The organism is Rhodococcus gordoniae, assembly GCF_001646655.1.
Lineage (GTDB): Bacteria > Actinomycetota > Actinomycetes > Mycobacteriales > Mycobacteriaceae > Rhodococcus > Rhodococcus gordoniae.
This window is the reverse complement of the sequence record NZ_LPZN01000010.1, coordinates 16,609-29,561: the sequence shown is the minus strand read 5'-3', so window position 1 is coordinate 29,561 and position 12,953 is coordinate 16,609. Positions and strand designations below refer to the sequence as shown.

Below are 12,953 nucleotides of genomic sequence, written 5' to 3'. Positions count from 1 at the left end.
TCCTCTCGCATGCGATTCCCCCCGCGGGACGGGCACCACACTACCCGCCGATTAACGCATCGCAATATGGAGTGGCGAAATCCGATCAGCGGGTGTTCGGTCGGACAATCGGGAAGAGGATTGTTTCACGGATTCCCAGACCGGTAAGTGCCATGAGGAGGCGATCGATTCCCATTCCGGTACCGGTGGTCGGCGGCATTCCCTGTTCCATCGCGGCGAGGAAATCCTCGTCGAGCACCATCGCCTCGTCGTCCCCTTCCGAGGCCAGGCGCGCCTGATCGACGAAACGCTCGCGCTGAATCACCGGATCGACGAGTTCCGAGTAACCCGTGGCGAGTTCGAAACCGCGGACGTACAGATCCCATTTCTCGGTGACGCCGCGCACGTCGCGGTGATCGCGCGTCAACGGCGAGGTCTCCACGGGGAAATCACGCACGAATGTCGGCTCGTGCAGCTGGTCGCCGCACATGTGCTCCCACAGTTCCTCGACGAGCTTGCCGTGACCCCAGCCCTTGCCCTCGGGAATCTCGAGACCCACGCGACCTGCGAGCGCGGTCAATTCCTCGACTGTGGTGTCGGGGGTCACGTCCGAACCGATCGCCTCGGACAGCGAGGGATACATTTCGAGGGTTTTCCATTCACCCCCGAGGTCGTATTCGGTGCCGTCGGCGAGCATCACGACGTGGCTCCCGAAGACCGCGAACGCGACCTCCTGGATGATTTCGCGGATCATCCGCGCCGAATCGTCGTAGGTGCCGTAGGCCTCGTACGTCTCGAGCATCGAGAATTCCGGCGAGTGCGTCGAGTCGGCACCTTCGTTGCGGAAATTGCGGTTGATCTCGAAGACCTTCTCGATACCGCCGACCACACACCGCTTGAGGAACAGTTCCGGGGCGATGCGCAGGAACAGGTCGATGTCGAGCGCGTTCGAGTGCGTCACGAAGGGGCGCGCCGCAGCACCGCCGTGCAGGGTCTGCAGCATGGGAGTCTCGACTTCGAGAAATCCGCGACGCTCGAGCGCGTTGCGCAGTTCGCGCACCACCGCGACACGCATGCGCGCGTTGCGGCGCGCCTCGGGACGCACGATGAGGTCGACGTAGCGCTGACGCACCCGTGCCTCTTCGTTCATCTCCTTGTGCGCGACCGGCAGCGGACGCAGCGCCTTCGACGCCATCGTCCACGAGTCGGCCATGACGCTGAGCTCGCCGCGACGGGAGCTGATGACCTCACCGTGCACGAACACGATGTCGCCGAGGTCCACATCGGACTTCCAGCCGGCGAGCGCGTCCTCGCCGACACCCGCGAGACTCAGCATGACCTGCAGCTGGGTGCCGTCGCCCTCCTGGAGCGTCGCGAAGCACAGTTTGCCGGTGTTGCGCGAGAACATCACGCGTCCGGCGACGCCGACGACGGTGCCGGTGGCGGTGTCGGGTTCGAGGTCGGGATATTCGGCGCGGATCTCCGCGAGCGTATGGGTGCGCGCGATCGTTACGGGATAGGCCTCGGAACCCTGTGCCAGGAGCCGTTCGCGCTTCTCGCGGCGGACCCGCATCTGCTCGGGGGTGTCGTCGGGCTGCTGAACGGTGGCATCACTCACGGGTAACCAGACTATCGGACACCCGGGGTCGTTCTTCCTGCAGATGCGCGCTTTCAGTGCGCGGTGACCCGTGCCACGTCCTGAGCGACGTGCTGGGCCTCTGCCACCGCCCCGACCAGGCGGGCGGCGCGGATGGCGTCGTAGCCACCGACGAGATGAGTGACCCGCCTCAGCCCCTGCGCGTGCAGCCCGGCGACCACGCCGTGCGAACTCGCACCGTCGGACGAGACGAGGATCCATTCGACGTCGCGATCGACGGCGAGTGCGAGCCGGCCCGACCCACTCGGATCGAGCCGCTCGGCGACGAGATCGGCGGAGATGGCCAGCGCGCCGGGAAGTGTTCCCTGAGCGGCACGTTCGGCGTGCGAGCGGATGTCGACGACGACGGCGCCGCGAGCGACCGCCGCGGCCAGTTCGGTGGGGTACGTGCGCTCGACGGCCAGTCGGTGGAAGGCGACCGGAGCAGCGGTGGAAACAGAAGAGGCGGAAAGAAGCGCAACGCGCATGAGAAAACTCCCAGGAATGTGTTATCGGTCGAGGTGGCGGTCAGCCTCGACAACACTCCTGGGTGCTCATGCAACGGATCACGGAAACCATCTTTACACAGAATGACGCTCGGCGGAACCCGCAGTTCCGCGTGCCGCTCGTCTCACCTGGTTCCGTTCGTACACCAGACGCAACCCTTCGAGGGTCAGATCCGGTTCGTGGTGCTCGAGAGTGCGTGACTCCGGCATGATCAGCGGCGCACTGTCGCCGGTGCAGATCACGGCCACGTCGTCGCCGTCGAAACCGGGAACCTCCGCGCAGATCCGCCGTACGATGCCGTCGACCATGCCGGCGAACCCGAAGACGGCCCCGGACTGCATGCACTCGACGGTGTTCTTACCCAGAACGCCTCGGGGACGGAGCAATTCGACCTTGCGCAGCGCCGCAGACCGGGACGCCAGCGCATCCATCGAGATCTCCACACCCGGAGCGATGGAGCCGCCGAGGAACTCACCCTTGCCCGACACGACGTCGACGCACGTGGAGGTTCCGAAATCCACGACGATGCACGGAGATCCGTAGAAGTGGTAGGCCGCCAGGCTGTTGACGATGCGGTCGGCGCCGACCTCCTTCGGATTGTCTACCAGCAGAGGCACTCCCGTCCGCACACCCGGCTCCACCACGACGTGTGGCACCGACGACCAGTAGCGGTCGAGCATGACGCGCAGCTCGCGCAACACCGACGGCACGGTCGACAGCGCCGCGACCCCGGTGACCTGCTCGGCGGATTCCCCGAGCAGACCGCGGAACAGCAGGGCGATCTCGTCCGCGGTCATCCTGGGATCGGTACGGACGCGCCAGTCGCGCAGCAGGCGCGCGTTCGACCCGCTGCCCGCGAACACCCCCAGGACGACATTGGTGTTGCGGACGTCGACGGTGAGGAGCACCTCTAGACCAGGGACGGGGAGTCGAGAGTCGACAGCATCCGAGGCGTGATCAGACCCGAGCCCTCGGGAGCGTGGGCGGGGTCGTTTCCGAGCTCGACCTGACGGTTGTCGGCGTCGACGAACACCACGCGCGGGCTGTAGTCCTTGCACTCCTGCTCGTTCATCACCCCGTAGGCGATGAGGATGACGAGATCGCCGGGGCTCACGAGACGCGCTGCGGCCCCGTTGATCCCGATGATGCCCGAACCACGTTCACCGGCGATGACGTACGTCTCGAGCCGGGCCCCGTTGTCGATGTCGACGATGCAGACCTGCTCACCTTCGAGCAGATCCGCGGCGTCCATCAGATCCTGGTCGACGGTCACCGAACCGACATAGTGCAGATCCGCGTGGGTGACCGTGGCGCGGTGGATCTTCGACTTCATCATGGTGCGGAACATGCTCGTCCTCGGTTTCTTTCTCGTTTCCGAATTCGATCGGTGGGTCAGCGGGTCGTCAGGTTGTCTTCGGCCTCGGGATCCACCGGGCCGGTGGCGCGCTCGAGGAAACCGGTACCGACGGCGACCCCGACGTTGTCGATGAGGCGGGTGGTGCCGAGTCGCGCGGCGACGAGCAGCCGGCCGTCGCCTCGTTCGGGCGCGGGCCCGAGATCGGCACCGCGCACCTCGAGATAATCCACCTCGATCTGCGGGCTCTGTGAGAGCACCTCGCGCGCCGTGGACAGGATCGCCTCGGCTCCACCCGCCGCGGCGTGCGCGCCGGCGACGAGGGCCGCCGACAGCGTGGTCGCGATCTCGCGCTGTTCGGCGTCGAGATAGCGGTTGCGCGAGGACAGTGCGAGTCCGTCCTGCTCGCGCACGGTGGGAACACCGACGATGCGGATGTCGAGATCGAGGTCGGCGACCATCTGACGGATCAAGGTGATCTGCTGATAGTCCTTCTCGCCGAAGTACGCGGCGTTGGGGCCGACGATGTTGAACAGCTTCGCGACGACCGTCAGCATCCCGGCGAAATGGCCGGGGCGCGAAACACCTTCGAGTTCCGATCCGAGCGGACCGGGATGGATCGTGGTGCGCGGGCCGTGCGGGTACATCGCGGAGGCCGACGGGACGAACGCGAGTTCGACCCCGGCTTCGCGGAGCAACTCGAGGTCGGCGTCGAGGGTGCGGGGGTAGGCATCGAGGTCCTCCCCCTTCCCGAACTGCAGCGGGTTGACGAAGATCGACACCACCACGACGGCGCCGGTGAGCTTTGCCTGGCGCACGAGTTCGAGGTGACCGGTGTGCAGCGCACCCATCGTCGGTACGAGTGCGACGGTGCGGCCGACGCCGCGCAGAGCCCGGGTGACCTTGGTCAGGCCCGCGGGATCGTGGTGAACGCTCAGTTCACCTCGCACGTATCCACGCTGTCCTGCTTCACTCACCGTATTCAGCTCCTTCGAGAATTGCCATGAGTTCCGGCTTCGAGCCGGTCCGTTGCGCCGACCGCAACGACATCGCCCGATAACCCGCTGCGATCTGCGGATCGACGGCCTCGAGCGCGCGCAGATGTGCGGCGACGGCGTCGGCGTCACCACGCGCGACCGGTCCGGTGAGAGCCGAGGGTCCGCGCCGCAGCACATTGTCGAGCGCCGCCGAGAGCAACGGCTGCAGGACCCGTTCGGCGACTCCACCGGGAGCATCGTCGACGAGTTGCTGGCCGAGCAACTCCTCACCCTGCAGGGCGCTGCGCAGTGCCTCGACGGCGTCGGCGACCAGCGTGACCAGGTGGTTGCTGCCGTGCGCGAGGGCCGCGTGGTAGGTCGTCCGCATGGATTCGGGGACGCGCACCGGCTCACCGCCGATCTCGAGGACCAGGGACTGGGCGATGGCGTAGCCGACCTCGTCGGCGGCCGTGATGCCGAAGCACGCGGACGAGAGCCGGTCGATGTCCTCGTCGTGACCGGTGAAGGTCATCGCGGGATGGATCGCGAGGGGTACGGCGCCCTGCTCGGTCAGCGGCTCGAGGATCGCGGTGCCATGAGCGCCCGAGACGTGGGCCACGATCGTGCCGGCAGCGACCGAACCGGTGGCCGCCAGGCCCCCGACCAGCGACGAGAGTTCGGTGTCGGGAACGGCGAGAAGGAGGAGGTTGCAGCGACCGGCGACCTCGTCGACCGGCAGGATCTGCGACTCGGGCAGACGGGTGGCGGCGCGGTGCCTGGAGATGTCGGAGACCGCCGAGCAGGCCACGACGACATGACCGACCCGTTCGAACGCCGCGCCGAATGCGGTACCGACCCGGCCGGCGGACACAATTCCTACCGACAGGCGCGCAGGCGCAGGTGCGTTGGTGATCCCGAAGGAATTCACGGGAGTCCTCTCGTTCGTTCCAGTCCCGCTCAGCGGGTACCGGACGTTCCGATCGACAATAGCGCGCGCTTTCCGGGGCCCGCCACGGTCGGGTCGAGTGATCTGCGCCTCATCGAACGAGGTCGGCGGGTACGGCGTGACGGACGAGCCGTCCGAGGATCAGCGTTCGCTCGACAACGACGCGAGGATTTCCGCGACCGTCCGGCCCTCGCCGTGGGCGCTGTCGCCCCGGCGGCGTCGGGAACGACGTCCCGACGATTCGTCGTCGGAGTCGTCATCGTCGTCGGCTGTGTCCGCTGCTCCGTCCTGCGCGGTGGTGTCCTTCTGATCCGCGGGGTCCTTCTGCTCCGACGGGTCCTTGCGCTCCGCGGCATCGTTGCTCTCCGCTCCGGCTTTCTCGGACTCGTGCTTCCCCGGCTTCTGCTCGGCCGGCTTCTGGGCCTCGCGCTGTTCGTCGGTGTCTGCTTTCTCGCTCACCGACTTCTCGCTCGCCGGACCTTCGTCCTTCCTCCTGGCAGCCGGTTCCCCGGTCGCAGGCGTGCCGGCGTCGCTCTTCTCCGGCGCCTTCCCGGACGTCTTCACCGCGTCGCGCAGGGCCGCCTCGACCGATTCGGTCTCCGCGGTCAGCGGTTCGTCGTCGGGAGACGCGAAGGCCGGCCCGGACGGACGAGGCGCGGACACCCGCGCGGCCTCGCTCAGTTCGCGCAGCTTCTCCGCCTGGCCTTCGAGGGCGACGACATCGTCGGGCAACCGGCCGTCGAACAACATCTCGAGGGTGCGACGCAGGGTGGCCAGTTCGGTGCGCAGGGCCGCCATCTCGCCGGCGTCGAGCTTCAGATCGGCGCGGACCTTCTCCTCGACGGTCAGCTCGTATTCGCGCCGCGCCGCGATCTCCCGTTGCAACTGCAGTTCGTACACCGTCTTCAGGTCGTCGGCCTTCGCCCGGTCGAGTGCCGATTCCCGGCGATACTTGTTCATGGCGATGGCGCCGACGGTGGCGGCCCACAGGGCGACGACCACCGCGACGCGCAGCAACTGCACACTCTCTGTGAAGATCAACAGCAGCGAGGCGATCATCGCCAGAGCGAGCAGACCGGCCACGATCATCGAGCCGGTGCTGCGCCACGGACGGCGATTTCTGTCTGCTCGCGCCGAGGTTGCCATGACCATCAGGGTACTTGGCCGGGTCCACCGATCGGAGCCGGACGACACGCCCTGCCCCACCGCGAAACCCGAGGTCAGACAGCCGGTTCGTTCGGCTCGTCGGGGTCTTCCGGTGTCCGGCAACAGTATTCGAGCCACAGTGCGGCGGCCGCCAGCGCGACGCCGGCGACGGCTCCGACCAGCACACCCGACGTGTCGTCGGTGGCCGCCTGCACGACACCGCGCTGCGGCACGAGATACAGCAGGAACCCGATCCATACCCCGGCACTCGCGGCACCCACCAGCGCGGACGCCTTGGCGAGCGCGACCGCGCGGGCCGCGGTGATGGGATGCAACCGACCCGGTCCCTCACCGATCTCGTGCTTGCCCACCCGCGAACGGATCATGAACGCCAGGATCACTTCGATCACCGCGACCGGATACAGCGAGGCTCCCGCGTAGACCGGGATGGGCGGTAACGAGCCGTACATCGTGCGGACGAGCAACCACGCGGCGACCGCCGCCAGCGCGGCCAGCGCCAGCAGGTCGCGGATCCTGGTCTGTTTCAGCACTCGCTGCGTCCCTGGGTCGTCGGCCCGGTCAGCGGCAGATCGGTGCGATGCACGCCTTCTCGTTCGGCGTCGTCGAGTTCGCCCAGCCACTCGCCGATGCCCGCCCGTCGGCCGTCGGCGGTGAGCACGGCCTCGGGTTCGACGTCGAGCCACGGGACGAGCACGAACGCCCGCTGGTGCGCGCGCGGGTGAGGCAGGATCAGGTCCGGATCGTCGCTGCGCACCTCACCGTCGCCGTTGTCGCAGCTCACGACGTCGACGTCGAGGCTGCGCGGCCCCCAACGCTGCACCCGCACGCGTTCGGCGGCTTCTTCGAGTTCGCGGCCGAACCGCAGCCAGTCGTGCGGACCGAACCCGGCGTCCTCCGCGACGACGACCGCGTTGAGGAAGTCCTCCTGCTCGACACCGCCCCACGGTGCCGTCGAGTACACCGCCGAGACGGCGACGAGGCGCTCACCGAGCGCGTCGACGACCGACCGCAGGTGCGCGAGCCGGTCGCCGACGTTCGACCCGATGGACAGCACGGCACGACTCACGACGCGCCCCCGGCCCCGTCACCTCGGGAGCGGTCGATCACGACGGCGACATCGCCGAAGGTCAACGGGATCGGCGCCGACGGCTTGTGGAGCGTGACCTCGACCCGGGTGACACGCGGGTCGGTGAGGACCTCGCCGGCGATCTCGCCCGCGACCGTCTCGATGAGATCGCGGCCCGGACCCGCGATGATCGCCGCGGCACGCTCGGCGAGCTCGCCGTAGTGCAACGTGTCGGTGAGATCGTCGGACGCCGCGGCCGGCGCGAGATCGAGCCACACGACGATGTCGACGACGAAGTCCTGGCCGTCCCGCTTCTCGTGTTCGAAGACGCCGTGGTTGCCGCGGACGGTCAGTCCCCGTAGTTCGATGCGGTCGCTCACGCGTGCACTCCCTCCGCGCTTCCGCGCTGCCAGGCACGCACCACCGCGAGCGCGTCGCGGGATGCCTGCACGTCGTGGACGCGTACACCCCACGCGCCGTGGGTCGCGGCGAGCGCGGAGACGACTGCCGTGGCGACCTCGCGGCCCGCGGGGGGCCGGATCGTGCCGTCGGGCGCTGCGAGCAACGATCCGAGGAAACGCTTCCGGGACGCCCCGATCAGCACCGGGAATCCCAGATCGGTGAGCTCGGGCAGACGGTGGAGCAATTGCCAGTTGTGGTCGGGTTCCTTCACGAACCCCAGACCCGGATCGAGCACGATCCTGTCGGAGTCGACTCCGGCGGCCACCGCGATGTCGACCTGCGTGAGCAGCTCGTCGCGGACTTCGCGGACGACGTCGTCGTACTGCGTCGAGCCACCGGCATGGACGAACTCGCCGAGAGGACGCCAGTGCATGAGGATCCACGGAATTCCGGACTCGGCGACCACCCTGGCCATGTCGGCGTCGGCACGCCCACCCGAGACGTCGTTGATCATCGTCACCCCGGCCTCGATGGCAGCCTCGGCGACCGAGGCACGCATCGTGTCGACGCTCGTGGGGATGCCTGCTTCCGACAGGGCCGCGATCACCGGCGCCACGCGGGACGCCTCGACCTCGGGGTCGACACGCACCGCACCGGGCCGGGTGGACTCGCCACCCACATCGACGATGTCGACACCGAGTTCGCGCAGCTCGAAACCATGGGCTATCGCGGTCTCGCGATCCAGGTAACGACCTCCGTCGGAGAAGGAATCACTGGTGACGTTCAGTACGCCCATCACGACGGGCCACTGTTCGGCAGGGAAGACGGTCACCGGCGCAGAATCAGGTCCAGGGCCTCGGCACGCGACGCCGAACTGGTCTGGAACAAGCCGCGCACAGCGGAGGTGGTGGTGCTCGCCCCGGGCTTGCGGATGCCGCGCATGGCCATGCACAGATGCTCGGCCTCGACCACGACGATCACGCCGCGCGGCTGCAACTTGCGCATCATCGCATCGGCGACCTGACTGGTCAGGCGTTCCTGGACCTGCGGCCGCTTGGCGTAGAGGTCCACGACACGCGCCAGCTTCGACAACCCCGTCACGCGGCCCGTCGGACCCGGGATGTACCCCACGTGGGCGACCCCGTGGAACGACACGAGGTGGTGCTCGCACGTCGAGTACATCGGGATGTCGCGCACGAGGACGAGTTCCTGATGACCTTCGTCGAAGGTCGTGTCGAGGACCTCGTCCGGATCCGTGAACAGTCCTCCGAACACCTCCCGGTAGGCGCGGGCCACACGGGCGGGGGTGTCGCGCAGACCCTCACGATCCGGATCCTCACCCACTGCGATCAGCAGTTCGCGCACGGCCGCTTCGGCTCGGGCCTGGTCGAATGTGCGTCCCGCGTCCACGCTCAACGCGTGAGTCGTCACATCCTCCGGGTCGGAACCCGTATCCGACTTCAGGTGGTTCACCGACACCCGCTCGCCCTCCACTCTTCACTCACTCGTCTCCATCGGACCCGACCGGCCCGATGCACGCCCGGTACCGGCTCGCCGGCACGGATCAGTGCCGGCCGGCCGGGCCTTCCCACCGCTGGGTGGGAGGAGGCTCGGGAGTGCCGTAACCATCGCGCGGTTGCGAGTCTCCCACGTGGCTCTCACCACGGTGCGGATCTCCCGCACCGTTGTCGGCGGATTCGGACCGGCGCTCGGGATCCTGCGGCTCCTGCGGACGCCCGTAACCCTGGGATTCCTGCGGCTGTCCGTAACCCTGCGGCTCCTGCGGCTGCCCGTAACCCTGCGGCTCCTGCGGCTGCCCGTAACCCTGCGGCTCCTGAGGATGCCCGAGACCCTGCGGTTCCTGCTGGGCCTGCTCACGCGGCGGCCAGCCGGGGGCCGACCATCCGGCGGGGGCACCGTAATCGGGCCGGGTCGCATGCCGCGGACCACCCGGGTACGGAGCGGGCGGCTGGAAACCGGGAAGCGGTTCGGAGGCCGGGACCGGCTGCGGTCGGGGGTACCCGTTCGCCTGCTGCACGGGCTGCGTCGGCTGGTACTGCGGCTGCCCGCCCGGCTGGTAGCCACCGGCGGCGGGCACCTCACCCTGACCGGGATACTGCGGATGCGCATGCGCCGGCTTCGTCAGCGACGGCGGTTCCGGCGGCCACGGCTCGCCACGCTCGGCCGCGAGTTCGGCAGGCGTCTTGATCGGCGGCTTGTCGGACGGGACCCGATCCCCGAAATCGTTGAAGGTCGTGATCCGCGGACGCTTCTTCACGTCGGCCAGGATCCGATCGAGATCCTTACGCGTCAGCGTCTCGTGCTCGAGCAGTTCGCCCGCCAGCAGGTCGAGAGCGTCGCGGTACTCGTTGAGGATCGCCCACGCCTCGGTGTGGGCGGCCTCGATGAGGTTGCGGACCTCCTCGTCGATCTCGCGTGCCACCTCGTGCGAGTAGTCGGACTGCACGCCCATCGACCGGCCGAGGAAGGGATCGCCCTGCTCCTGGCCGTAGCGGACCGCGCCGAGCTTCGCGCTCATGCCGTATTCGGTGACCATCGCCCGCGCGATCTTCGTGGCCTGGTCGATATCGGACGAGGCACCGGTGGTGGGCTCGCGGAAGACGAGTTCCTCGGCCGCACGACCACCCATGGCCATGACCAGGCGCGCGATCATCTCCGAACGCGTCATCAGGCCCTTGTCGTCCTCGGGCACCGTCATCGCGTGCCCGCCGGTGCGACCGCGGGCGAGGATGGTGACCTTGTAGACGGGCTCGATGTCGGGCATCGCCCAGGCGGCGAGGGTGTGGCCGCCCTCGTGGTAGGCCGTGATCTTCTTCTCGTGCTCGCTGATGATGCGGCTCTTGCGGCGGGGACCGCCGATGACGCGATCGACCGACTCCTCGAGGAGCGCCTCGGTGATCACCGTGCCGTTCTCGCGGGCAGTGAGCAGCGCGGCCTCGTTGACGACGTTCGCGAGGTCGGCACCGGACATACCCACCGTGCGCTTGGCGAGCGCCCCGAGATCCGCGTGGGGATCGATCGGCTTGCCCTTCGAGTGCACGGCGAGGATCGCCCGGCGACCGGCGAGGTCGGGATTCGTGACCGGGATCTGACGGTCGAAGCGGCCGGGACGCAGCAGCGCCGGGTCGAGGATGTCGGGTCGGTTCGTCGCGGCCATCACGATGATGCCGGAGCGGTCGCCGAAGCCGTCCATCTCGACGAGGAGCTGGTTGAGGGTCTGCTCGCGCTCGTCGTGACCGCCGCCGAGGCCGGCGCCGCGCTGACGGCCCACGGCGTCGATCTCGTCGACGAAGATGATGCACGGAGCATTCTGCTTGGCCTGCTCGAACAGGTCGCGCACACGCGAGGCACCGACACCGACGAACATCTCGACGAAGTCCGAACCGGAGATCGTGAAGAACGGGACGCCCGCCTCACCGGCGACCGCGCGGGCGAGGAGGGTCTTACCGGTGCCGGGAGGGCCGTAGAGCAGCACGCCCTTCGGGATCTTCGCGCCGAGCGCCTGGTAGCGCGACGGGTTCTGCAGGAAGTCCTTGATCTCGTAGAGCTCCTCGACGGCCTCGTCGGCGCCGGCGACATCGGCGAAGGTCGTCTTGGGCATGTCCTTCGTGAGCTGCTTGGCCTTCGACTTGCCGAAGCCCATCATGCCGCCGCGACCACCACCCTGCATGCGGCTCATCACGAAGAAGAACACGCCGAGCAGGATGATCATCGGCAGGACGAACAGAAGGATCGACGTCAGCCAGCTCTCCTGGGTGACGTTCGTGTCGTACTTCTGCGCGCCCGACGCGGAGACCAGGTCGAAGATCTGCTCGGACGCCGACGCGGGGTACTTCGCGATGATCTCGGTGCTGCCCTCGGTCGCGTCGTTGCCGCTCTCGAGCCACAACCGCACCTGCTGCTCGCGGTCGTCGATGCGTGCTTCACCGACGTTCTGCGATTGGAGTTGCGCCACCGCGACGGACGTGTCCACCCGAGTGAAACCGCGCGTGTCGTCGCCGAAGTAACTGAAGGCGTAGATCACCAGCAGGATGCCGGCGACGATCGCCAGATTACGGAACACTGTCTTGCGGTTCATACAGGTTCGGCCCGAGCGGCCGGTCCTTTCGATCGAGTTCGTCGGGGTCTCGCAGTCGCGGCGCTTCGCGCCCGGTGTGGCCGCCATGCGCCGCGACGGTCACTGACCAGGCAACGCAAGGTTACCGCGTTGCAACGAGCAGTCGCCCCGGCACCGACCGGAGCCGATACCGGGAAGACGTCGTACTCGACAACGATCGGGACGGAACCGGAGTTCCCCGGGCCGGGGACCTCACGCCCCGGCTCGACCGGAGGTCAGCTGCTGTAGACCTTGGGATCCAGCGTGCCGATGTAGGGCAGGTCGCGGTAGCGCTCGTCGTAGTCGAGGCCGTAGCCGACGACGAACTCGTCCGGGATGTCGAATCCGACGTCCTTGACCTCGACGTCGATCTTGACGGCTTCCGGCTTGCGCAGCAGCGTGACGACCTCGAGCGACGCGGGGTTGCGCGACGACAGGTTCTTGAGCAGCCACGACAGCGTCAGGCCCGAGTCGATGATGTCCTCCACGATGAGAACGTGGCGACCGGCGATGTCCTTGTCGAGGTCCTTGAGGATGCGCACCACACCCGAGGACGACGTCGACGACCCGTACGAGCTGACGGCCATGAACTCCATCTGCGTCGGGATCGGCAGAGCGCGCGCGAAGTCGGTCATGAAGAAGATGGCGCCCTTGAGCACCCCGATGAGCAGCAGATCACCTTCGGGCGCACCCACGGGGTAACGCTCGGCGATCGACTGCGCCAGTTCTGCGGTCCGCTCCTTGATCTGTTCCTCGGAGATCAGCACCGACGCTATGTCGTTCTCGTACACCGGGGTCCTTC

Annotated in this window: 14 protein-coding genes; all 14 read right to left on the bottom strand. The window is 67.9% G+C overall.

The window, feature by feature from the left end:
* Positions 1 to 85 precede the first annotated feature (85 nt).
* Positions 86 to 1,552: a lysine--tRNA ligase gene (lysS, locus tag A8G18_RS05960; protein WP_242496777.1), complete on the bottom strand. Its 1,467-nt coding sequence runs from the start codon at positions 1,550 to 1,552 to the stop codon at positions 86 to 88.
* 98 nt (positions 1,553 to 1,650) lie between these two features.
* On the bottom strand, positions 1,651 to 2,103 hold the full coding sequence (locus tag A8G18_RS05955) for a rhodanese-like domain-containing protein (RefSeq protein WP_064063126.1): 453 nt from the start codon (positions 2,101 to 2,103) through the stop codon (positions 1,651 to 1,653).
* 93 nt (positions 2,104 to 2,196) lie between these two features.
* Positions 2,197 to 3,030 carry a type III pantothenate kinase gene (locus tag A8G18_RS05950; RefSeq protein WP_064063125.1) on the bottom strand — a complete coding sequence of 278 codons (834 nt, stop codon included), beginning with the start codon at positions 3,028 to 3,030 and terminating at the stop codon, positions 2,197 to 2,199.
* Positions 3,031 to 3,032: 2 nt separating this feature from the next.
* Positions 3,033 to 3,470 carry an aspartate 1-decarboxylase gene (gene panD / locus A8G18_RS05945; RefSeq protein ID WP_064063124.1) on the bottom strand — a complete coding sequence of 146 codons (438 nt, stop codon included), beginning with the start codon at positions 3,468 to 3,470 and terminating at the stop codon, positions 3,033 to 3,035.
* Positions 3,471 to 3,514: 44 nt separating this feature from the next.
* A complete protein-coding gene (gene panC, locus A8G18_RS05940) occupies positions 3,515 to 4,453 on the bottom strand; it encodes a pantoate--beta-alanine ligase (protein ID WP_064063123.1) in 939 nt (312 codons plus the stop codon).
* Positions 4,446 to 5,381 carry a Rossmann-like and DUF2520 domain-containing protein gene (locus tag A8G18_RS05935; protein ID WP_064063122.1) on the bottom strand — a complete coding sequence of 312 codons (936 nt, stop codon included), beginning with the start codon at positions 5,379 to 5,381 and terminating at the stop codon, positions 4,446 to 4,448. Before A8G18_RS05935 ends, panC begins: the two co-directional genes overlap by 8 nt.
* Before the next feature lie 159 nt (positions 5,382 to 5,540).
* Positions 5,541 to 6,545, bottom strand: a complete 1,005-nt coding sequence (locus A8G18_RS05930; protein WP_242496772.1) for a DUF6779 domain-containing protein — start codon at positions 6,543 to 6,545, stop codon at positions 5,541 to 5,543.
* A gap of 74 nt (positions 6,546 to 6,619) precedes the next feature.
* Positions 6,620 to 7,096 carry a DUF3180 domain-containing protein gene (locus A8G18_RS05925; RefSeq protein ID WP_016931924.1) on the bottom strand — a complete coding sequence of 159 codons (477 nt, stop codon included), beginning with the start codon at positions 7,094 to 7,096 and terminating at the stop codon, positions 6,620 to 6,622.
* Positions 7,090 to 7,632, bottom strand: coding sequence for a 2-amino-4-hydroxy-6-hydroxymethyldihydropteridine diphosphokinase (folK, locus tag A8G18_RS05920; RefSeq protein WP_064063121.1), 543 nt, complete (start codon positions 7,630 to 7,632; stop codon positions 7,090 to 7,092). The genes A8G18_RS05925 and folK overlap by 7 nt, the downstream gene beginning before the upstream one ends.
* Positions 7,629 to 8,012, bottom strand: coding sequence for a dihydroneopterin aldolase (folB, locus tag A8G18_RS05915; RefSeq protein WP_064063120.1), 384 nt, complete (start codon positions 8,010 to 8,012; stop codon positions 7,629 to 7,631). The genes folK and folB overlap by 4 nt, the downstream gene beginning before the upstream one ends.
* Positions 8,009 to 8,830 (bottom strand): dihydropteroate synthase, encoded by an 822-nt coding sequence (gene folP / locus A8G18_RS05910; protein ID WP_172506138.1) that lies wholly within the window; start codon positions 8,828 to 8,830, stop codon positions 8,009 to 8,011. The genes folB and folP overlap by 4 nt, the downstream gene beginning before the upstream one ends.
* A 32-nt stretch (positions 8,831 to 8,862) precedes the next feature.
* On the bottom strand, positions 8,863 to 9,528 hold the full coding sequence (folE, locus tag A8G18_RS05905) for a GTP cyclohydrolase I FolE (RefSeq protein ID WP_064063118.1): 666 nt from the start codon (positions 9,526 to 9,528) through the stop codon (positions 8,863 to 8,865).
* A gap of 70 nt (positions 9,529 to 9,598) precedes the next feature.
* On the bottom strand, positions 9,599 to 12,133 hold the full coding sequence (gene ftsH / locus A8G18_RS05900; protein WP_064063117.1) for an ATP-dependent zinc metalloprotease FtsH: 2,535 nt from the start codon (positions 12,131 to 12,133) through the stop codon (positions 9,599 to 9,601).
* Between the two features lie 254 nt (positions 12,134 to 12,387).
* Entirely contained in the window at positions 12,388 to 12,942 is a 555-nt protein-coding gene (gene hpt / locus A8G18_RS05895; RefSeq protein ID WP_016931918.1) for a hypoxanthine phosphoribosyltransferase, read from the bottom strand.
* Positions 12,943 to 12,953: the final 11 nt, after the last annotated feature.